The sequence below is a fragment of the Lacimicrobium alkaliphilum genome (genome assembly GCF_001466725.1).
Classification (GTDB): Bacteria; Pseudomonadota; Gammaproteobacteria; order Enterobacterales; family Alteromonadaceae; genus Lacimicrobium; species Lacimicrobium alkaliphilum_B.
On the sequence record NZ_CP013650.1, the window covers coordinates 4027681 to 4050436 of the forward strand.

A 22756-nucleotide genomic window follows, 5' to 3' on the forward strand; every position below is an offset into this window, starting at 1 on the left:
GCTATAACTATTTGGTGTTTGTATGACGGGTAAAATCAGGATGATATCAGGCGTAGCGCTGGCCCTTTCCCTGGTCATGGGATGGTCCGCTTATTGCCATAAAAGCGAGTACGGCATCGACTGTGCAAACAGTAACGCACAGGTAGACACCAGCCTGCCACTCAGCCACCCCCAGAACCGCTGCGCAAACGGTGCATCGCAGGATGTTAGCTGGGCATCATGGCTCTCCGGCAGCCAGCAAGGCATCCAGTTCCATTTTCTGGATTTACTTGAACTGCTTTCCAGAAGCTCTGACAGCAACGCTGATCACATCCCGGCCAACTAATGTCTGAAACCAAGATGTCCTGGTGGGAAGTGATAAAAAGCGTAGCGGCCAGCATGTTTGGCGTGCAGAGCGAGAAAAAGCGCCAGGCAGATTTTTCCTCACACCAATCCATTTTACCCTTTCTGATCGTGGGTGTGATTTTCGTTGCCCTGTTTGTGATCAGCCTGATTATCTTCGTTAAGTGGCTGATTCCCAGCTAGAATAGCGCTTTGGCAACACCAGGCCGACTACAAAAAGCGATTAATAAATCGCATAAACGACTTTGACTTCTTCGCCAGAAATATCAGGAATAATGGCAGCAAAAAAATAATCACAGAGAATGAGATCACCCAGTGGATATTCTTGTAGGGCTCATCATTTAATATCTGCACTAAGTCAAAAAACGCAAAAACACCCAGGACGCCAACCAGTAAGGAAATGGTATCCATGAAGGATTGAAACTTTCCTTTTGACATTTCCGTTGTCAGGTCGACAAAATCTCTCAGCTTATTATGTGTTTCCTCAAACTCCCTTTCCAGGCCCCATCCTGCTGATGATCTGATATACCATGAAAACTCCAGCATATCCTCGTTATGCCAGATATTCATGTTATTGAACTCGTCATAATTCACCGTTAACTCCCGTTGCAGGGTCGTGCTTTTATCCAGCAGTCCGGGGTAATCACTTTTAGAGGTGGAGCCGATATCATCAAGCATTACAGATATTTCACTGCTAATTCTGTTTTTTAAATGCTTAAGCAGATTGAAGAATGCAACCTGATAGCAATAGTTCTGACTCTGTACATGGGTGATGAAGTAAGCGTAGTTGCGATGTACTTCAGCCCTGATGCCACAACTAAAGCGTTGTCCTTCAGAGCTTGCAAGTGCTCGCCAGTCGTCATCTTCAAGTAAAAATGTCGTGCCATACATAGAGGGGATATAGAAGTAGTCTTTTGATAACTTAAAATGGTCGTAAACCTTTTCTATGGTGCCAATATCCGGATCACCCTGAGCACCGGTATCACGCTCTGTGAGTGCGAAGAAATCCTCAACGGATACCTCTTGTTCTTTTACTTTTGCGAAGAAAAGGAAGAAACCCAGATTTAGAACGTGGCGGATATTAACGTTTTTACCGTTTAACGAAAAAAGCTCTTCTCGGGGGATCCAGTTTGTTCTGATTCTCTCAATATCTTTTACTGTTAAAGGGACTTGCGCTGCACATTTGGCGATGATCACCAGATTATCAGAAGAATGGATTATCACCTGATAAGCCACATCGACCGGCGTTCCATCAAAATCCAGCGCAACGCTGCCTAACGAAAAGGTGAATACACGATTCCGTTTCAGATAACGGTTGTGATCAAAGAGGCCGTTAAGTCGATCAACTTCATTCAACGTTTTAAGTTGGTCGATGTGTTTACTGAAAAAGTATTTTGGAAGCGAAAATGCCCGGGATGAATAAAAGTGATTGATCATGATTTTCGTGGCCCTGAGTAGAAGCTTACTGTTTTGAATCCCTGCAGAGATCGGTTAACGCGACCCAAACAATAGTGATTTCCGGAAACTGAAAGCTAATGTACCACTCATAATTTCTTGAAGACAGACAAACGCGGCAGGCATCGCCAAGGAAAAATGATGGGCATCCAGGGAAACAAACGGATCATGCCCGACATATACGATGCTTGCGCTAAAGGGGATATGGAGCGACCTCATAGCACGCCTGTGCAGTATTTGACTAATGGATCTGAATACCGCATGTTTGCAGTCATAACAGCAGAGCGAAAGGGAACAGGGAAATCGTATGGAGTGGGTATTATTAGCGGTTCTGGCCTGCCTCTTTATGTTCGTTGGCGCCATTCTGTCTTTTCGCAATAAGGGCAATATTGCCGAGCTGCTCCGTGAGCTTGAACTGTTAAAACTGGAGGTTAATAGTCAGGGCAAACAAATTTCCCGTCTGAAGCATTTGCTTTATGACAATACTGAATCTGCACAAGACCCCCTTTCGCACTTTGAATCTGCCACACCAGAATCATCAGCAACAGCACCCATTGCCAGTGCGCCTCCTGAACCTGAAGTTAAGCCAATATCCGCAGCAACAACGCCTCTTACTGCGACTGAAACCCAGTCTGACCGCGGTAAAACCCCGGCCCAACAAACAGCCCGGGGCTTTGACTTTGAGCACTTTATCAAAGGCAATGGCCTGTTATGGCTGGGCGGGCTGATACTGGCCATCGGGGGCATTTTTCTGGCCCGTTATGCGGCTGAAGCCGGTATGTTGCCCCCGGTTGTGCGGGTCATCATGGGCGGAAGTTTTGGCCTGTTGCTGGTCGTGGCCGCCGAGTATCTGGCCCGCAACGCTGAGCGCTTCAGTATTCACTCGGCCTATGTTTGCGCGGCGCTGGCAAGTGGCGGACTGATCACCTGTTACGCCATGGTAATGGTGGCTCATGACTACTATGGCTTTATACCGGCGCCCTTTGCGTTTGGCTTACTGGCGTTGGTGTCTTTGAGCGCAACCTCTTTGTCGCTACGATTCGGCCCGCTGCTGGCCTGGATTGGTATTATCGGGGCCTATGCGGTACCGGCACTGGTCTCCACAGGCTCGAATAATGTCACCGCTTTACTGCTGTACACCGCCTTTATCTCTGCCTCTGCCATCTGGGTCTCCCAGGCTGTTAACCAGCGCTGGTTATGGTGGCTGAGTTTTGCAGGCCACTTTTTATGGATGGCCATCGGCCTGACCATGGCCGACAGCAGCCACTTTACCTTGTTGCTGGTATTTGGTTTATTGTCTGTGTACCTGTATGTGTTGTCCGATATTCTTGGCTGGGATCTGCACATTAAAATGGACAAGGCGCTGCCAATCAAAGCGCTGCTTATGCCCCGCAAAGAACACCTGGGCGTAATCGCACCGCTATTGGGCATCAGTGTTTTTCTGGCAACGTTCAGCTCTGCACCCCAGGTTGTTATCGCCGCCATGGCCGTATCAGCGCTGCTGTGTTATTTGCCTTACCGCCACAGCGCCTTTGACTCCTGGCCGTTTCTGGCACTTATCTTTTTGTTGTATGGCTTCACCCTGTTGCCTGCACCGCTAAGCTACACCGATAACCTGTTTCCTTTTCGTGGTGGCTATTTGTTTATTCAGACAGCGGCCCTGGCCGCTATTGCCTACAGCCTGCTAATGCTGCGTTATACACAGCGCCCCGCCTGGCTGTTGCTGCTGGTGCTGGCGCCTGTGAGTTTATTCGGCATCAGTTATGCCTTATCTGCCGATCAGGCCAGCCAGTATCTGTATCCGGTCTGGGCCATGGAACTGGCGCTGCTTGCCATCGCCAGTTCTGTGGTAGCGGCGCGTGCCGCGCCGGGACTTTTTCGCATTACTCTGACCATACTGGCCAATGCCTGTATTACCTTATGTATGACCATGTTGCTGGATGCCGCGACCTTGTCGCTGGCCATCGCCATCCAGATCGCCAGCATGAGTTATTTAAGCCACAAATACCGGGTTGAACTGCCGGATTGGTTATATAAAGCCGCCCTGACAATAGTGACAATCCGCCTGAGCTTTGCCCCCTGGCTGGATGACTATGCCGGTGAGCAGGTTCTGGGCCTGCACTGGACAATAGTCATCTACCCCCTTGTACTGGCAACCCTCTGGTTTGCCAGGCATTACAACCCTTCAGCCTTTTTCAGAACCTGGCTGGAAGGGTCCTTTGTGCATGTGCTGGCGCTGTTTGTTACCACGGAAACCAGTTACCTGCTGGTAGGCCATTACCCGGTATTTTTCGATCTCAGCTTTAAAGAGGCGGCCCTGCTGGCCCTTAACTGGCTGCTGCTCTCTGGCGTTTACCTGTGGCGTGCCGAAAGAGCTCAGCGCACAGCCCGGTTCTATCGCGTATTTGCTGGCCTGCTGATTGTGGGCGCCGGCGCATTACACCTGGATATTTCATTGGCCAGCAACCCCTTTATTGCAACAGTACCAACCGGTGAAGGCTTGTTTATCAACTGGTTACTGGTGCTGTGGGCATTACCCGCACTGATGCTGCTGAGCATGGATCAGTTGGGCCTGACGGCGGCGCGTTTTAAAACTCTGCTTAGGCTGACAGCCGGGCTGTTCGCCTTTATGTATATCAACGGCCTCATCCGCGGTGCCTGGCACGACGGTGCACTCCGACTAAATGGTGTTACCCAGCAGGCCGAACTCTATGCCTACTCTATTGTTTGGTTACTTATCGCCACCGCCATGATTTTTATGGGCCAGTACTTCAGCAAGGTTAAAATAAGCCATCTGGGTTTTGGTATTCTGGCCATGGTACTGCTCAAAGCCTTTTTAATTGATATGGCGAATCTGGAAGGCCTGTACCGGGCCATATCCTTTATCGGCCTGGGCTTAAGCCTGGTCGCCATCGGCTGGCTGTTCCAGAAACTGAATTATGAAGATAAACAAACCGGTGCTGAAACTTAGCCGCCTGAAGGTATTTCTGAATAACGGCTTTGAGCGCAGCGGACATTGTTAGAAAAACTTGGTAGTTTACTGTAGATTTAAAATGGCACTCATGGGACTGATTTATATACGGTCGCTCGATTGGTAAGACAAAACTAAGATGGATTGGTTAAACACGATAATTTCAATCATTGACACGGCCAGTTATCTTCAAAGGTGACTACCATTTTCTGACCAAGATCCTAAAAAAGGTTGAACGATATTGAAATTAACGAGGTTACCAACTTTGTATTTTCTTTTATTATACTTTCGCTAGTAATTTTCGAGTGGTCAGAGGATATAAGGTTTAATCTCATTTAGGCCTTTATGTTTGAAATGCTATTTTTTGGTGATATATGCTGTTTAGGTATTTTTTCTTATATTTAGTTGTTTTTTTGCTATCGTCTTGCTCCTCTAACTTGCGCACTTATGATGGGCATGATGGTGAATCTAAAGAGGGAGAGAGAACTAAATCCTCTTCCTCACCTTTAGATCCCAAGATGATGAAAAACTGGAAAAGAGAAATAAAATCTTTTTACGATTCCTCTCCAACTTTAAATATTGCCCCTTATATTGTTGCTATAACATCAATAGAAGATTCTGTGTTGTCTGGTGATTGTAAAGCGGCGTCCATTCCGGAATTGGATAAATTACTTTCGTTAAATCCCAGCAGCTTGGTGGCAAACTACCTTCTAGGCGAGTGTTCAGAGAATAGCAGTGCGCCCCGATTTAGACAGAATGCCTTTGAAATTTACCAAACTTTGGCATCGGTAAAAAAAGGGCTTTCACCCGAGAGAGCCATTGAGATAAGAGAGGTCCTGGAAGCACCTCTTATACTGTCCTTTATGGGTGTTGATTTTTATGATATCGAATTGATTGAACACAAAGACTTTTTTTTGTACAAGTTGCATACATTTAATCCACATTCAAAAAAAATGGAACATCGGTATTTTTCAAACAAAAAGCTATTTAGTGATTTCGGGTTGAATGACATTAGCGTTTTAGATGAGGAAGAAGATTATAATTCTTTACCCTTAGTATTGTACTTTTCACAAATATATCCGTTTTTAGACAAGCTCTTTGCGAGAAATTTTTTAGCGCAGGGAGAGTATGCTGCTGTTATCAATATTCTGGAATCAAACTCAAAGGAAAGTTCAATATCATCATCGTTGTTAGCAGAAGCCTATATGAAAAATGATGATTGGGATAATGCAAGGAATACAATGGTCGAGGTCGAGCTTTTTGCTGATTATGGTTTTGATGAAGCACTGCTCACCCAGGCAGAATATATAATTAATGTGTTTGGAAAGGCTGAAGGAATAGTACGTATTTATGAAATTTTAGGTCAGATAGATCGGTATGCGATTCAGACTAATGCCTTGGAAAGATTAGTGAAGAGGTTGGTTGGTTATGAACATCATAGGACATTGTTGGATTCACTCTACGCACATAGTGATGATCCATACATACCCCGACTAGTGACTAAGATTTCTCGAGAAATGCATACCGCTAATCAGCACGACATTGAAACTTCCTTGCTGAAATTTTCGGCAGAGAAAGGTGATAATCAGGCACTATTTTACTTGGCCATGTCCTATAGAGATGGACACTCTGTCGAGATGAACTTGAGCAGAGCGATTGAGCTATTCGAAGCTTCGTCACAAGCAGGGTTTTCAAAGGCTGATTGTTATTTAGGATTACTTTATAGGGATTACGATTCAATATTTGACTTGGATAAGGCTCTAGAACATTTAGAGATAGCGTCGAGCGCCGAAACTGGAGGATGTGAGTTTGAGTTGGCGTACACCTATGATGAGTTAGTAGGTGACTATGAAAAAGCTGGATATTTGTACAAAGTTGCATCTGCTAATGGAGATGGTGCCGCTACAAACAATCTTGGATTAATGTATGAAAGTGGAAGAGGTGTCTCGAAAGATGTTGAGAAAGCGATTTCTCTTTATTTGGAGGCTATTAAGCAAGGAGACTCATCGGGTCATGTTAATTTAGGACGGTTGTATGAGTCTGGTATAGATGTAGAGCAAGATTTCTCAAAGGCTTTTTCTCATTACTCAAAGGGAGTAGAGCTGAAAAATGATCAAGCTATGCACAACCTTGCAAGTATGTACCTCGCGGGAAATTATGTCGAAAAAAACCGACATAAAGCAAATGAGCTTTTCAAAAGAGCAGCGTTAAAAGGCAACCAGTTTTCTCTATTTAATCTTGGCAACGCATACCGCTATGGTAGAGGAGAAGATATTGATATTAATAAAGCCCTATTCAATTATAAAGGCTCTGCGGAATTCGGACAAGCAAGGGCTTTTTGTGAGCTCGGTGAAATGTATAGAGACTACCCAAACATTAAGAATATGGAGTTATCTGAGCGATATTTCTTGGAAGGCGCTAAAGCTGGCGTTCAGAAGTGTCAGCGTGAATTAGGATACTTGTATAAAAATCATTTCGAGAAGCATGAGGAATCTGTTAAGTGGTTAAAAGTGGCGGCAGCGCAAGGAGATGTTGATGCGAACTATAGCTTAGGATTGGCATATGATTTCGGCTATGGCGTTGAAGTGGATGTATATCGGGCAATTGATTATTACGAACAAGCCACTAAATTGGGAAGCGATATTTCTCCTGCAAATCTCGGATATATTTATGAGACCGGAAAGCATGGAACAACTATCAATAATCGAAAAGCGCTGCATTACTATGAAATTTCTGCTAAAAGAAATAATCCTCAAGGCATGAATAATCTGGCGACTTTTTATCGCTACGGAATAGAAGTTCAACAGGACCTAAGAAAAGCATTTGTTTTATATACAAATTCGGCGAAAGCGAATAACGAGTTTGCATTAAATAACTTGGCAAATATGTACCTAAATGCTGAAGGAGTACAGCAGGACTATGGAAAGGCTTTTGAGCTCTTTGAACGCTCTTCATCACTTAACTTCCCAGACGCCATACACTCTATAGGGGCAATGTACTTTCATGGTCTTGGAGTAGAAAAAAACTACTCAAAGGCTGTTGAATATCTGACTCGCTCATCTGATCTGGGTAATAGCAGTTCTTCAAATGAGCTGGCATTGATTTTTTCTGATGAAGAGTTTTCAGGGAAGGACTTTCAACGGGCCATACAATACTTCACTTTATCTTACGAACAAGGTAGTCAAGAAGCTCCTTTCAATCTTGCATTATTGTATCAACGAGGTGTGACTTTAAGGGAAGACATACCATTAGCAATTCAATGGTTCAAGAAAGCATTTGCAGCCGGAAATAAGAAAGCTGCTGATGTGCTTTCTGAAATGTATTGGTACGGTAATGGGGTAGAGAAAAATGAAGAGTTAGCTATTTACTGGATTCAAAGGCTGGCAGAATCCCAAGGATACAATAGTGAATCTTTTATTGGCGAACATTTCTTCTATGGTGTCAATGTTGAGCAAAGTTATGAGAGAGCACGCCACTATTTCGAATTGGCCGCTTTGGAAAAAGATGATATTGCTCTGAATAATTTAGGAGAAATCTACCGATTTGGTCTTGGAATTGAGAAAGATCAAGAGTCGGCCATGATTTACTATCTGGAATCTGCCGCAGCTGGTTCTATCATTGCGATGTATAATCTTGGCGAGATATACAAAGAAGGTCAGGGAGTAAATAAAAGCAATCAACAGGCTCTAGAATGGTTTGAAAAATCAGCTGAGGGTGGATATGTTGAGGCAATGTACGCTGTTAGCAAATTGTACATGAAGGGGGAGGCCATACAAACTGAGATGAGTGAAGCCAATCGGTGGTTACTTAGAGCTGCACAAAGTGGACACGTAGAAGCAATGTTTGATATCGCCAAGGGCGTCTTGGAGCAGGAGAATGAGCTAACGAGTCGGCAGCAAGCCCTGAAATTTTTGAAGGATAGCGCAGAAAATGGATACGAACCGGCTATTGAGTACCTTAATGACGAGGTTGAGTACCATAATTAGTGATTTGTAATAGTGCAGACTGTTGGCTGAAGGGTAATTAAGAATAAAAGTGTCAGTTCCAGATCGAGCGTTCACAACTGGCATCTCACAGCCTTTTCGGACGAAGGGCAGAAGTGGGCGTTTTAGCCGAAAACCAACGGGTAAGTACACAAAAATTAGCGCTTGTTAAGAGATAAGCGCTAATCATATTTTATGCAGCTTCCCATCACACAGCTCATGTTCAGATTCTACAATTGATTCTTGAACATGTATGACGGGATTACTTAAGTCCACACCAGCATTTTGCTCGGGGAAGACAACCGTAGGTCTGGCCGGATTATAATAAAAAATTTTGGAACTCCAGTTTAACCGCTCGCCAATCTGATATGTTGGCTTATGCTTTTGGGTAGTAAAGTATGCGCAAGCTGTTACAAGCCACTCTTTAGATATGTTCACTTCAACACTTTGGTTCTCACACTTAGCTTTCCCAACGAATAAAAATTGCTCTAACTCTCCATCTGGCGATACTGCGTACATACCTACTAATCCGCAAAATGTATCAAAGCTTGAAGTACTATCCATCGCAGTTGAATGAACGTGGACAAAAACCAATAAAAGTAAAATGAATTTCACCGAATTCTCCATGCAGCCTGACAGCTAAATGATGCGAACCCTAATAGCTGCATATTAAAAATCCACTATTCTTACGACGATTTCCCATCGTCACTTCCTCTTCGCCTCTCAGCACGATCAACAATTAATAAATAGATGCTGTGAGCAATGAGCCCCCAGCAAACTAGAGCGACAATAGCGCAGGGAAAAGCCAGTTGGGGCACTTGCGCCTTGAAGCCACCAATAGAAAAAATAGTAGTTATAACACCAAAGATTGCCTCAAGAGCAAACATCTCAATGTTTAGCATATAAGCAGGCTTAGTCGTCTTAGCTGCATAGTGATTAACTTTATAACTCATGCCTACTAATGTTCCTTTGGTTGAACGTACACTCCGTCAACGAGCGATAGTTGTTAAACAATAAACAAGCCCCACTCAGTTCGTAGCCGCCTGCAAGGTACAGCCTGACAGATTTTCATACGATAAAGCATCGCACAAATCTTTGCATTTTGTCATCAAACAGCTAACGGCAGCATTCTAACGGTCAAATTCGTGTCACTACCGCTTAACAGCTGTTGCGCCAAGTTTGAAGCCGCCGGAGGCGAGGAGTTTATTGACTACAGACAGCCGCGGGTCAGTATTGCCTTTTTCGATATCACGCAGGTTTTATCTGAAATACCCACAAATCTTGCGCATTGGGTCTGTGTCATGCCGTACAATTGGGTGCGTATACGTTTTATCACCTGCCCTGTGCTAACAAGGTTTTCAGCCAGCTCTGTTTCTATCGCCTGCAAGATAGCCTTGCGTTCGATGACAGACAGATTAACCATGGTAGCCCCCATCTCAGACATCTTGCTTTTGGTCCTGTTGAAGCCGATAGTCGGAACTATTCTACCGAATACTATCAATAAACCACTCATATCAGGAAGCAAACTACCGTTTTACTCTTGTGCGTAGTGAATTTACGGTAGTTTATTACCGAATAGGCGCAGCGTCATTTGGGTCTGGCCGTAGGGCTGATTTTTTTGGAAATAGGGCTGTAGATTGGAAACCTTGTGACACAATGATTCCCCTGAGTTACCTCTGAACAGGGCCCTTGTTATCCGGCGATGTCAGCAGTGTTTTTACAAACTTCCAGTGCCAGGCAATGCCTGCCAGAACCGCAATATGGAAGAGTTCATGGGGCCCCAGCACGCCGGGGATCAGCACCGGCACACGCAGGAAATCCAGCGTTGCGCCCAGAGTGTAGGCAAGGGCTCCGAAAAACAGCGGCCGGATAATGCCAAAGCCATGCATTTGGTGGGTAAGATAAGCCGACGCAATGCCCATCCAGCCAAGACCAATATAGAACAGCAGCCCCAGCCATTCGGCAAAATCACTAAAGTAGATGGTCTTCAGAGTCAGTCCGGTAATGGCAAGGCCCCAGATTAAGGTCAGAAAGCCCCAACGCCAGAAACCACGGAAGATGATGGCGTGGATGGGGGTAAAGGTGCCCGCGATCAACAGAAAGATACCGGCATGATCGAGCCGTTTTAGCACCGCCCGCCCGGTTGTGCCGGGGTCCAGCAAGTGGAACACACCACTCATCGAGAGTAAAAACACCACGGTGAATACATAAATACACACCGTCACCACACGCACCGGTTGCCCCAGCGCCTGGCGGATAAGCCCAATCCCAAGTATCAGGGCCAGTAACGCGGCCAGTAAATGGCTGATGGAGCTGAAGGGGTCGCCAAAACCGGGAATATCTATCACATCCATAGTGCTTCTCCAACGCTGTGTTAAGCGGGGCAGAGTGAATCAAAGTCAGAACACTTTACAGAAACCCTGGCGTGCAAATTTGCCTGCTTGTAGCCATTAAGCCTGATACAGGGCCAGCAGTTCGTCCACCTTGGCGCGGGCATGGCCTTTCTGGCTGATATAACGCCCTACTTTTAATTCTTTAAGGCTGGCGCCCTGGTACATCTGCCGGGTCAGCTTGGTATCATGGTTACTGATCAGTACTGGGATCCCATGCTGCTGTGCGGTGCGGGCCGCACAATCTGCCAGCCGGCTTTGCTCCGCCAGACTAAAACCAGCGGTGGCATAACCGGTAAAATTAGCAGTGGCACTTATTGGCGCATAAGGCGGATCGCAATAGATAATATCCCCTTTTTGGGCGAGGCTGAACACATCCGCGAAAGGCTTACAGACAAAGGTAGCGTGGCGGGCTTTTTCGGCAAAATTATAAAGCTCGGCCTCAGGGAAATAAGGCCGTTTATATCTGCCAAAGGGCACGTTGAACTTACCGGAAAGGTTATAGCGGCACAGGCCGTTGTAACCGAAGCGGTTCAGGTACAAAAACAGCACGGAGCGCTGATAGGTATCATCGCTGAGGTTAAACTCCTCACGCACCCCGTAGTAATGCTCAGGGTTATTATTGTCCGGGGTAAACAGGGTTCTGGCGTCAGCAATATAGTCTTCCGGCTTTTGCTGGAGTATCTGATACAGGTTAATCAGATCGGGGTTGATATCGTTGAGCAGGTAGTCTTTGTAGTCGGTATTGAGAAACACAGAACCGGCGCCAACAAAAGGCTCTATCAGCCTCTCGCCATCGGGAAGAAGGGAACGTATTTCACTGACCAGACTGTATTTGCCACCGGCCCACTTCAGAAAGGCCCGGCTTTTCTTATTATCCATCTTGCCACTGCTGCAACAATAAAGTCAGGATTGTAACTGAATCCGGATTAAGGTTGGGAACTAATTTCCTGTCGGATTTGGGCAACGGTTTTTGCAAATGGCTGGCCGGCCTGAACCTGCGCCGGCAACTCACTCACCGCTGCTCTGGCCTGCTCCAGCGTGCTGAAGCTGCCCTGCATTAACAATACATGCCAGTTACCACCGTAGCGCTGTGTCTGGTAACGCCAGTGCCTGTCGTCAAAGCCATGGCGATGAATAAATTCCTGCAGGACCTGGCTGTCACTGGCGGCGCTTAGCTGCAACAGATACTCTGAATCCGGCAAGGTCAGCAGATATTGCTCATCCCAGGGATAATCGGGCTGAGCCTGTGCCACTTCTGACGGGCTTTGTGTTTGCTGTGCTTCTTCTGGTTCTGGCGCAGCAGGCGTCTCTGTCACTTCTGCCGTAACCACCTCAGGCGCTTGTTGTTCTGTAACCTGCGCCACATCCTGGGTTACCTGCGGCTTTTTCAGTTGCTGTACCGCCTCTGACCACTGGGTAACGGTTTGTGTTGCATCTGTTTGCACAGCGGTCTTTTCAGGCTCAGACCGACGTTCAGCCTCAGGCGGCTCTGCCTGCTTTGCCGTCAGCTCGTTGGCAGAGGACGGCTCTCCGGCTGCTGTCTGCGCGGGTGATTGTTCGGGGGCAACCGAAGCCGTTTCCTGCGCTGGTTGCTCTGTCTTAAGTTGTGTAGATACTGCCGGTGGTTGTGCCTGCGTGGTTGCCATGGCGTTGGTCGGTAACAGTTCGCTGATCAGTTCGGGGTGGAACCAGTGCATCAGGCCACCAAAACTGAGTATAAACACCACCAGCACCGCGGCTCTGAACACTTTGCTGGCAATCAGTCCTGGCCTGGCTTTTTCCGGCTCGTGCTGTTGTTGCCGCAGGGCCAGACGGGCATTGAAGGCCTCGCGTTTTTCTGCGATCAGGCGATCCAGGTCGGAAAGCGCCAGTTCAGATGATTCAGTAAAATCATATTGCAGCAGTACGGGTTGCACATTACCGCTCAACTGTTGCTTAACTGTCAGGGCCCAGTCTGTCTCGCCCGCCAGCAAAATACATATCTGATCACTGCGCTGACTGAGATCCCAGAGCTCCTGGATGATCATGGACGCCAGATTTGCGGCATAACTGATCGCGATCACCGTCCGGCCTTCATTCAGGGCCGCAGCGGGGAAGCTTTGTTGCAGGGGACGGCGCACATCCCGTTGCACATTGCCAAACAGCTGAGACAGCAATTGCTGGCGCAAGGCCTGATCACTTTTGATTTCGGTGGCGTTCAGGCAGGCAATATTGACCGACTCATCAAAGTCGCTGAGAAATTCACTGAGAAAACGCTGTTGTCTTGACGCACCCTTTCCGCCCAGCAGAATAAGCCCTGAGCTGAAAGTCGTCAGATGTTGTAGTCGTTTTTGTAAGTCAATAAAGGCTGTTTGCACGTTGCCACCTGTCAGGAGGCATCGAGAATCTCTTTTAACAATGCCTCATCTACGTCGTCTGTCACTACAGCACTGCCAATGGCATCAGGGATCACAAAGCGGATACGGTTGGCCTGAACTTTTTTGTCATGGCGCATGTGTCGCATAAAACTGTCGAAATTCATTTTTTCAGGTGCCCTGACCGGCAATCCAAAGGCCTTGAGTAAATCGACAATACGACAAACTTCTGACGCACTGAGCCAGTTTTTGTGCTGTGCAACCACAGAAGCAAGAACAATGCCTGTTGCGACAGCTTCACCGTGCAACCAGTTGCCATAGCCCATTTCGGCCTCAATGGCATGGCCAAAAGTATGCCCAAGATTCAGCAGCGCTCTGAGTCCTTTTTCCTGCTCATCCTCGGCAACAATACGGGCTTTAATCTCACAACAACGGTGCACTACGTCCTGCAGCAGGGCCTGATCTTTATCCAGCAGCCCTTGCTGATGCTGCTCCAGCCAGTCGAAAAACTCAGCGTCATAGATAACGCCGTACTTGATCACTTCAGCCATACCGGCGGCAAACTCCCGCTTGGGCAGGCTGCATAAGGTCATGGTATCGATGATCACCGCTTTAGGCTGATAGAAGGCCCCGATCATGTTTTTGCCAAGAGGATGATTGACGGCGGTTTTGCCGCCCACAGAGGAGTCCACCTGCGAAAGCAGTGTGGTGGGTATCTGAATAAAGGGAACGCCACGCTGGTAGCAGGCAGCCACAAAGCCGGTCAGATCACCGATCACACCGCCGCCCAGGGCAATAAGGGTGGTGTCGCGGGCAGCATTACACTCCAGCAGGTGGGTCATAATGCGCTCGAAGCTGGCAATAGATTTATATTGCTCACCATCAGGCAGTACCAGTTTGTCGGCGTCCAGCCCTGTGAGCAGGTCCATCACCTGGGCGCCATAGAGCACATCAACAACCTCATTGGTAATAACAATGACCTTGTTGCTGCTAAGGTGCTGACGCAACTGCTGTGGCTGGCGCAGGATATTGACGCCGATATAGATAGGGTAACTACGCTCACCCAATTCAACATTCAGTGTGTTCATCAGCGTAGCATCCCCGCTCTGTAATCCTGATTAGAGTCCGATTTTCTCGATAATCTGACTGGCAACGGCGCGGGCACTCTGATCGTCAGTCTGTACCACATAATCTGCCACTTCTTCGTACAGCGGGTTGCGCTCTTCTGCCAGGTTGCGTAACACCGTTTCCGGATCATTGTTCTGCAACAAAGGACGGCGTTTGTCACGCTGAGTTCTGGCAACCTGCTTATCGATAGTGGTTTGCAGATAGACCACTATGCCTCTGGCGGCAAGACGATTGCGCACGTTCTTGCTGATTACCGAGCCTCCGCCGGTGGCCAGCACGATGCCCTGCATTTCGGTCAGGTCGTTGATCACGCCTTCTTCCCGAACCCGGAATCCTTCCTCGCCTTCCAGATCGAATACCCAGGCAATATCTGCACCCGTACGGCGCTCAATTTCCTGATCTGAGTCGTAAAAGTCTAAATGAAGTTCGTCTGCAAGGTGTTTACCAATAGTGCTTTTACCCGCACCCATTGGCCCTACCAAAAAGATATTACGTTTTTCGGCCATGTTTGATTAATGTCACACAACTAACGGTTAAAAATGAATAAACTCAACCCCCGGTCGAATTTGAGAAGCGGGATTATCTCAGTTTAATCTGTGCTTATGCAAGTTTGATCTGCAGTCAGGGCAGGAAAAGACAGAAAGGGGGCCGTCAGCCCCCTTTCTCCTGTATATCAGAGCGCCTCATCAATGATTTTTGGCGTCACAAAAATCAGCAGCTCGCGTTTCTCGGAAAAATCCTGTGAATTCTTGAACAGGTTACCCACCAGTGGCAGATCACCGAACAGCGGAACTTTTTCAATACCGTTGATAATATTCTGCTGGAATATGCCACCGAGCACCACGGTCTCACCATTTTCCACCAGCACCTGGGTTGAGATTTCCTGAGTATCAATGGATACCGCAGGGCCCGTTGAGGTAGAAACGGTCTCACCGCGGGTATCCTGGGTCACGATCAGATCCAGAATAATACGGTTATCCGGCGTAATATGAGGTGTCACCGTCAGGCTCAGTACCGCCTTTTTAAACTCGACCGAGGTTGCACCGCTTGAGGTGGACTGTACAAAGGGGATTTCAGTACCCTGTTCGATATAGGCTTCACGCTGATTGGCCACGGTAATACGTGGGCTGGCGATGATTTCACCTTTGTTTTCACTCTCCAGCGCAGACAGTTCCAAATCCAGTATGGTTCCGTTAGCCAGTTTGGCGATCTGAAAGCCGATGCGCCCGGCCGCGCCGGATACCGGCAGGTTTACATTCAGCCGGTCAGCCAGTGCCGGAACCTGACCACCGGCGATGGTTTCAGCCCCCTCCAGAGAACCCGATACACCGTCATCACCCTGGCGGTCACTGAATCCCCAGCGTACACCCAGTTGCTCATCGACACTGTCTCTGACGGTCACCATCCGGGATTCGATCAGTACCTGCTTAATCGGAATATCCAGCTCTTTTACCATGCGCCGCGCTTCCTGGATAGATTCCTGCGTGTCTCTGACCAACAGGGCATTGGTACGATTGTCCACTGTCACTGCGCCGCGGGAGCTGAGTATGCCTCCTTCACTGGATTTCAGAATGGTGGCCATGTCTGCGGCCTTGGCATAATTAATCTGGATGGTTTCTGAACGCAGTGGCGCCAGTTCTGCCGCCTGCTGTTCTGATTGCAGACGCTGGGTCTCTCTGGAAGAAAGCTCTTCTGCCGGGGCAATCAGCAGAATGTTACCTTCCATACGCTTGTCCAGCCCCTTGATTTTCATGATCATGTTCAGGGCCTGATCCCAGGGAACATTGTCCAGACTCAGGGTGACATTGCCGGTCACCGTATCCGTGGTGACCAGATTAAAACCGCTGATCTGAGCAATAACCTGCAACACCTGACGTACCGGAACGTCCTGAAAATCCAGCGATACCGGCGCGCCGTCGTAGTCAGCTCCAACATCTTGCTGCGCGACAGCAGTGGGAGCGGTATCGATCTCTACGACCAGACGATCACCGAGCTTCTGATGCTGAAAATTCACCCCGGCAGAGGTTTTAAATACAATCACCGCGCCTTCGTCCTGCTGAAAGGTTTCCAGCCAGTCAACCGGTGTACCAAAGTCCATCACATCCAGACGATAGAGTAACTCTTCAGGCAGACGGCTGCCGGGTAGCTGTAATTCCACACCGTCGGGTACTTCAGCCAGTGCCGAATCAAAACCCTCTTTATCCAGCTGTATTTCTATTCTGGCGCCACCAGCCTGATTACGGCGAAATTCGATGTCCTCTAGTTGATAGGGCAACGCCTCCACTGGCGTTTCATAGGGATCCACCAGCTCTACATCCTGCGCCTGGGCGGGTAAACTTTTGACGCCTACCAGAATCAACAGTACCAATGACATCCATTGCCAGTGCCGGCTGCGCCTGTTGAGCTTTTTATTAAAAATATAACGTTCAGACATTGTCATTTTCTCCTGCCTTTGAGGACATCGTCAGGGTTGCTTGTTTTTCCTGCCAGCACCCTGTGCCGTCGGGCAGCATTTCAGTGATCGAAACCTTGCCGTTGGAAATCTCAGTAATTCGTCCAAAAAACAGACCCAGACGGTCGCCCACACTGGCTCTGTGTAAACTGCCATCATTTGCCTGAATCATGGCCCAGGTTTTGTTATTACGGGTAAAGAAGCCCTTGATAGAGAGGGCATCTGTACCGTAACGCTCCAGTGGCTGCTTGGTTCTGGAAAAATCCGGTTGCAGACAGTTGGCCTTTTGCGTCTGCACCAGTTCTGCAACCTGGCCTCGGGGCCGTTGAAACGGGCTGCGTTTTTGCTGGGCTTCATACACAAAAGCCGGCGTTTTGCTGAACTCGGGGTAAGGCTCAATATTAACCTGGGTTTGCTGTTCAACCTCAGCGACAAAGGCCTCCAGATCATCCAGCTTCGGCTGACAACCGGCCAACATCAGCAACATAAGGATACAAATGACTCTCATTCTGCACGCTCCGTCATACCGTTAGTCGACGACGTGCGATATGTCTTGGCCTGCAGACTCAGGCGTAATCCGCCGGTTTCATTGACCATTTCAAAATCATGCACCGTAACAATACGGGGCAGCCCTGCTACGTCAGAAAGAAACTTACCGAAATCGTGATAATCGCCCCGCACTTCCATCTGAATTGGTAATTCCGTGTAAAACTCTTTCGGTACTTCCTGTTGCCAGTTGAGTAACTTGAAATTCAGGCCGGCCGAGGTACCCACAAAGGTAATGTCATCCAGCAGTCCGGGCGTTTCGTTGCTGGTTGGCAAGGACCTGAGCATCGAGGAAAAATCCTGCTGAATTTTGGCCAGTTGTTCTTCATAGGCCTGCAGATTAATCGCGATACGATACTTGGCCTCATAGCTGTTTTTGAGTTCCACTTCCTCAGCCTTGGCCGTTTCCAACAGGGGTAATTTGTCATTAACCAACAGATAGAAACCTAAAACACCAGTGAGGATAGCAATCACAAGACCGACCACAAACTTGACTTCAAATGGCCAGATAGCCAGTTGTTCGAAGTCCAGATCATTCATTTCCTTGAGTTTATTAAAATCAAACTTCATTTTTCTGAATCCTCCACCACCATCTGCGGAGCAACAGCCGGACTGATATTGAAGGTCAGCTTGAATTCGCTCACAGCATCTGAGCTGCTGGTATCTGCCACAATAGACGACAGCTCACCACGATTGAATACTCTGGAGAGTTCCAGTTGCCGCATAAATTCCGACAACCTGTTATTGGAGTCGCTGACTCCCAGTACTTCAAGCTGGTTACCGCGGCGTACCAGGCTACGGAATGACACGCCTGGCGGCAGAATACGGGCCAGCTCGTCCAGCACCTGGGGCGCAACGTTACGGTTAGTCTGAAGCTGCTCAATCAGCGCCATGCGTCGTTCCAGATCTTTTTTCTTGTCTTTGATGTCTTTAATTTTTGCGATCTGACCATCCAGCACGGTGATGCGTTGCTGAAGGTAATTGTTACGTTGTTGCTGGTTGGAGATCATGGTGTCGACCAGCGAGCCAATCAGCCAGAACAAGGCCAGTACGAACACCGCCACCAGCGCCAGTAAAGTAATATATTCCTGCTTTTTCTTCTGACGATGTGCCGCGCGCCAGGGCAGAAGATTTATATGTGCCATGGACTAAAACTCCTGCTTGCCAGACCTGCGGCAATGGCCAGTTGTGGGGCCAGAGAATCCAGGCGTTGTTGTATTTCCGGCTTCACTTTCATTTGCGCAAAAGGATCAAAAGGTGTCACGGTAATTGACAGCTCGCGCTCCAGTTCTGAAGCCATTTCCGGCAGTAATGCGCCGCCACCGCTGACTAACAATTGTTGCGGCTGCTCTTTGTTTGTCGAGGCCACATACATTTGCAGTGCCCGGGTGACCTGCTGCTGAAGGTTAGAAACAAATATTGGCAATTGCTGTTCTTTCCAGCTTTCAGGCAAGGTTCCCTCAGCCAGTTGCTCCTCTACTTCTTTGAGTTCCATGGCAAAAACCAGGGAAATATCCCTGAGCAGACTGTCACAACCGAAATTATGTTCTTTGCTGTAAATCACACGATTTTCCTGAACCGCAGTGACCAGCAACTGGCTGGCACCGAGATTGATGCAGCACACCGGCTGCTCTTCACTCGGCGGACCAAATTCTATCAGGGCACTGCCAAGTGCATACCCTTCCACATCAACCACTTTGGGCTCCAGTTCCAGCTCCCGCAACAGGGTTACCCTGCTGTCGACCATGTCTTTGTGTCCGGCACTAAGCAATACATCCACCTTACCCGTATGGCTTTTGCTCGGGCCCAGTTCTTCAAAATCCAGGTACACTTCATCAAGCGGATAGGGGATCAGGCTATCGGCCTCGATTTCTATCTGAGATTCCAGTTCGTGATCAGACTGCCCTGGGTCCATATACACCACTTTAGTGATGATGGATGCGCCGGATACGGCTATGGCCGCTGTCTTGCACTTCACTTTGAGCGTGTTTTTTACTTTACGGATAGCATTACTGACCGCATCAAAGTCTCTGATGTCTCTTTCAGCGAAGGCATCGCCGTTAATCGGCTCACAGGCGACTGCCGCTACCTGTATGCCGGCACCGGAACCTGTAAGCAATACCGCCTTGACATAGCGGGTGCCAATATCCAGACCCAGTACAGGTGGTAATTTTTTGCTGAAAACTTTATTAAGCAAAGCGGCGTCCTGTTTTTTTCGTTAAACTACGAGTTAACCATTATTCACTAAATTTTTATACTTAATGGTTCCCGAGATGGTACATAGGTATAAAATATAAGCTATTTCCCTGAAATTGCTCTGATAACATAGGTTTTTGTGAAGTACGTCAAACCTTTAGCACTAATTTTTTTCGTTTCCGCACTACTGGGCGCCATTGCTTTGGCGGCCCTGTATTTTTATATCCGCCCGGAACTGCCAAGTGTAGCTATCTTAAAAGATGTGCGCCTGCAAACTCCAATGAAAGTTTATTCTCAGGACGGACAGCTGATTTCACAGTTTGGTGTCAAGCGACGCATACCTTTGGAATTAAAAAACATACCTGAACCTATGCTCCAGGCTTTCCTTGCCACCGAAGACAGTCGATTTTATGACCATCCCGGTGTAGACATTATCGGCGTGGCCAGAGCATTCATGAATCTGGTCACAACCGGCGAAAAAGGCCAGGGTGCCAGTACCATCACCATGCAATTGGCGCGCAACTTCTTTCTCAGCCGGGAAAAGGCCTGGATGCGCAAGATCAAAGAAACCTTTATCGCCCTGCATATCGAGCAACTGCTCAGCAAGGACGAAATTCTCGAACTTTATCTGAATAAAATTGAGCTGGGGCACCGGGCTTTTGGTGTCGGCGCGGCCGCCCAGGTCTATTTCGGTAAAACCGTCGATGAGCTGAATCTGGCGGAAATCGCCACCATAGCCGGACTGCCAAAGGCCCCCTCAAATCTGAATCCCATCAGTAACCCCGCGGCCTCAAAGGAAAGACGCAGAGTGGTGTTAGCGCGAATGCTGGATGAAGGTTATATCAGCCGTGCCGATTTCACACAGGCAGCAGAGCTTGAACTCGAGGCAAAAAAACATGGGGCAGAGATAGAATTGCATGCCCCCTATCTTGCCGACATGATCTACGCGGAAATGATCAAACGTTATGGCAGGGAAGAAGCAGAAACCGGTGGTTACCAGGTTTATGCCACCGTACCTTCCGCTCTGCAACAGGCCGCTCAGCAAGCGGTAAAACAGAACCTGCATGACTACGATGAGCGCCACGGCTATCGCGGTCCGTTGGCGCAGCTTTGGGAAGAACCACTGCCGACACCAGCGGATAAGGACAGTGAGCGTCAGACCATTGCAGAGATACCCGGATCAGAGGATGAAAATACCGCCTGGTCAGAACAACAGATGACAGCATTTCTGACAGGCGAGCCGAGTTTCCCTCCTCTGGAGCCCGCGATTGTCACTCAGGTAGAGGAAAAACAGATCAGGGTCTTCACTCTGCTTACTGGCTATATCGATATTGGCTGGGACGGACTGGCCTGGGCCAGACCCTTTATTACTGACAGCAAACAAGGCCCGGAGCCAGAGCAGGCTTCTGATATTCTCAAACCCGGTGCGCATATTATGATCCGGTTCAACGAAGAACTGGAACAGTGGCAATTGTCTCAGTTTCCCGATGCCAGCAGTGCCCTGGTCTCGCTGGAACCTGAAAGTGGTGCTATCCGGGCCATCGTCGGCGGCTACAGTTTTTATCAGAGCCAGTTCAATCGTGCCATTCAGGCCAAACGACAGGTGGGCTCGAACATCAAGCCCTTTATCTACTCAGCGGCATTAGAGAAGGGGTACAGCCTGGCCAGCATTATCAATGATGCCCCGATCAATCAGTGGGATCGCAATTCCGGCATCGCCTGGCGGCCCAAGAACTCCCCGGAAGTCTATGACGGCCCTATCCGTATGCGGGTCGCCCTGGGGCGCTCCAAGAACGTGGTATCGGTGCGCCTGCTGCGCAGCGTGGGTCTGGATGATATTATCTCTCATCTGGCCAAATTTGGTTTTAATCCCAACGAGCTGCCCAAGGATGAGTCTCTGGCTCTGGGCTCTGCTTCACAGACTCCCCTTGAAGTGGCCCGGGGCATTGCCATTATCGGTAACGGCGGTTATGCCGTAGAGCCCTACTTTATTGAGCGGGTCGATAATGAATTCGGTGAAACCCTGTGGCATGCCAATCCGGCGATTGCCGCCCCCGCTTTCTCCGAACAACAGGACGCGCCACTGGATTTGCTTGCCATTAGTGAAGGTAAGGATTTAACCCTGCCACCCTTATATGCACCACAAGTGTTGTCCAGACAGAATGCCTTTTTAACCCGGGAGATGATGCGTACCGCTATCTACGGCGGGGGGAGCTGGTCGAAGAATACCTACTGGCAGGGCACTGGCTGGCGCGCCAATAATCTGATGTCCCGCGATGATCTGGCCGGTAAAACCGGTACGACCAATGACGCTAAAGATACCTGGTTCAGTGGCCTGGGCGGTAATCTGGTGACGACCACCTGGGTCGGTTTTGATGATATGAGCCGGTCATTGGGTCGCACCAGCCGTAATCAGTATCTGATCAACAGGAATCCGCAACAATTTAACTGGATGGGTAATGCCATGGTGGGCGCTGAAGACGGTGCCAGAGTGGCACAACCGGCCTGGATCCGTTTTATGCGTGAAGCGCTGGAAGGGGTACCGGAACAATATCCAACCATTCCTGAGGATATTGTCACGGTCAGAATTGATCGCACCACAGGTAAGCTGACTCAGCGCACGGATCACACCTCAAGATTTGAGTATTTTATCCGTGGCACCGAGCCTACCCAATATGTGGATGACAGCGAATTTGTCGACCCCTTCGATCAGGGCCAGCCAGTAATAGAAAGTGAGGATATTTTTTAATAGTTATGTAGCCCGCAAGGAGCAACGCGGATTGCGGAAACTACCGGTTAACGCTTAGACCCGGATTCCTCTTCGCTTCATTCCAGGCTACACCTGCTTTCTCATAGGTTAGTGGTAAAAAGACCTCACCGCAGAGACGCAGAGAGCAAAGAGGGAAAAGATCATAACACTTCAATCTCCGCGCCCT

19 protein-coding genes are annotated in these 22756 nt (G+C 48.4%); 5 read left to right on the forward strand and 14 right to left on the reverse strand.

Going from position 1 to position 22756, the window contains the following annotated elements; translation table 11 throughout:
- Positions 1-22 precede the first annotated feature (22 nt).
- Together AT746_RS17900 and AT746_RS17905 are read left to right on the forward strand one after the other, a co-directional pair.
- Positions 23-325, forward strand: a complete 303-nt coding sequence (locus AT746_RS17900; protein ID WP_062483242.1) for a hypothetical protein — start codon at positions 23-25, stop codon at positions 323-325.
- Positions 325-525, forward strand: a complete 201-nt coding sequence (locus AT746_RS17905) for a DUF2970 domain-containing protein (RefSeq protein WP_062483244.1) — start codon at positions 325-327, stop codon at positions 523-525. The genes AT746_RS17900 and AT746_RS17905 overlap by 1 nt, the downstream gene beginning before the upstream one ends.
- Before the next feature lie 27 nt (positions 526-552).
- On the opposite strand, the gene AT746_RS17910 is transcribed toward AT746_RS17905, so the two are convergent.
- Positions 553-1779 (reverse strand): hypothetical protein, encoded by a 1227-nt coding sequence (locus AT746_RS17910; protein ID WP_062483246.1) that lies wholly within the window; start codon positions 1777-1779, stop codon positions 553-555.
- A 325-nt stretch (positions 1780-2104) separates the two neighbouring features.
- Here AT746_RS17910 and AT746_RS17915 point away from each other — a divergent pair, with 325 nt between their 5' ends.
- A complete protein-coding gene (locus AT746_RS17915; RefSeq protein WP_062483248.1) occupies positions 2105-4768 on the forward strand; it encodes a DUF2339 domain-containing protein in 2664 nt (887 codons plus the stop codon).
- Between the two features lie 374 nt (positions 4769-5142).
- Positions 5143-8754 (forward strand): SEL1-like repeat protein, encoded by a 3612-nt coding sequence (locus AT746_RS17920; protein ID WP_082633334.1) that lies wholly within the window; start codon positions 5143-5145, stop codon positions 8752-8754.
- Between the two features lie 183 nt (positions 8755-8937).
- Here the strand turns inward: AT746_RS17920 and AT746_RS17925 are convergent, their stop codons facing one another.
- The 13 genes from AT746_RS17925 to pilM all read right to left on the reverse strand — a co-directional run bounded on the left by AT746_RS17925 (position 8938) and on the right by pilM (position 19821).
- Entirely contained in the window at positions 8938-9366 is a 429-nt protein-coding gene (locus AT746_RS17925) for a hypothetical protein (RefSeq protein ID WP_156413740.1), read from the reverse strand.
- 71 nt (positions 9367-9437) lie between these two features.
- A complete protein-coding gene (locus AT746_RS17930; protein ID WP_062483254.1) occupies positions 9438-9704 on the reverse strand; it encodes a hypothetical protein in 267 nt (88 codons plus the stop codon).
- Between the two features lie 257 nt (positions 9705-9961).
- Positions 9962-10195: a hypothetical protein gene (locus AT746_RS17935; RefSeq protein WP_231730972.1), complete on the reverse strand. Its 234-nt coding sequence runs from the start codon at positions 10193-10195 to the stop codon at positions 9962-9964.
- A gap of 226 nt (positions 10196-10421) precedes the next feature.
- On the reverse strand, positions 10422-11105 hold the full coding sequence (gene trhA / locus AT746_RS17940; protein WP_062483256.1) for a PAQR family membrane homeostasis protein TrhA: 684 nt from the start codon (positions 11103-11105) through the stop codon (positions 10422-10424).
- Positions 11106-11201: 96 nt separating this feature from the next.
- A complete protein-coding gene (locus AT746_RS17945; RefSeq protein ID WP_062483258.1) occupies positions 11202-12023 on the reverse strand; it encodes a Dam family site-specific DNA-(adenine-N6)-methyltransferase in 822 nt (273 codons plus the stop codon).
- A 47-nt stretch (positions 12024-12070) separates the two neighbouring features.
- Positions 12071-13501: an SPOR domain-containing protein gene (locus AT746_RS17950; RefSeq protein WP_062483260.1), complete on the reverse strand. Its 1431-nt coding sequence runs from the start codon at positions 13499-13501 to the stop codon at positions 12071-12073.
- 11 nt (positions 13502-13512) lie between these two features.
- On the reverse strand, positions 13513-14586 hold the full coding sequence (gene aroB, locus AT746_RS17955; RefSeq protein ID WP_062483262.1) for a 3-dehydroquinate synthase: 1074 nt from the start codon (positions 14584-14586) through the stop codon (positions 13513-13515).
- Between the two features lie 30 nt (positions 14587-14616).
- Positions 14617-15132 carry a shikimate kinase AroK gene (gene aroK / locus AT746_RS17960; RefSeq protein ID WP_062483264.1) on the reverse strand — a complete coding sequence of 172 codons (516 nt, stop codon included), beginning with the start codon at positions 15130-15132 and terminating at the stop codon, positions 14617-14619.
- A gap of 167 nt (positions 15133-15299) precedes the next feature.
- On the reverse strand, positions 15300-17060 hold the full coding sequence (locus AT746_RS17965) for a type IV pilus secretin PilQ (RefSeq protein ID WP_062483266.1): 1761 nt from the start codon (positions 17058-17060) through the stop codon (positions 15300-15302).
- On the reverse strand, positions 17053-17586 hold the full coding sequence (locus AT746_RS17970; RefSeq protein ID WP_062483268.1) for a pilus assembly protein PilP: 534 nt from the start codon (positions 17584-17586) through the stop codon (positions 17053-17055). Before AT746_RS17970 ends, AT746_RS17965 begins: the two co-directional genes overlap by 8 nt.
- On the reverse strand, positions 17583-18194 hold the full coding sequence (locus tag AT746_RS17975) for a type 4a pilus biogenesis protein PilO (protein WP_062483270.1): 612 nt from the start codon (positions 18192-18194) through the stop codon (positions 17583-17585). Before AT746_RS17975 ends, AT746_RS17970 begins: the two co-directional genes overlap by 4 nt.
- Positions 18191-18769: a PilN domain-containing protein gene (locus tag AT746_RS17980; protein ID WP_062483272.1), complete on the reverse strand. Its 579-nt coding sequence runs from the start codon at positions 18767-18769 to the stop codon at positions 18191-18193. The genes AT746_RS17975 and AT746_RS17980 overlap by 4 nt, the downstream gene beginning before the upstream one ends.
- Complete coding sequence (gene pilM, locus AT746_RS17985) at positions 18757-19821, reverse strand: type IV pilus assembly protein PilM (RefSeq protein ID WP_062483273.1); 1065 nt, start codon at positions 19819-19821, stop codon at positions 18757-18759. Before pilM ends, AT746_RS17980 begins: the two co-directional genes overlap by 13 nt.
- A 138-nt stretch (positions 19822-19959) precedes the next feature.
- Here pilM and AT746_RS17990 point away from each other — a divergent pair, with 138 nt between their 5' ends.
- Entirely contained in the window at positions 19960-22569 is a 2610-nt protein-coding gene (locus tag AT746_RS17990; RefSeq protein ID WP_062483275.1) for a penicillin-binding protein 1A, read from the forward strand.
- The last annotated feature ends 187 nt before the right edge of the window (positions 22570-22756 follow it).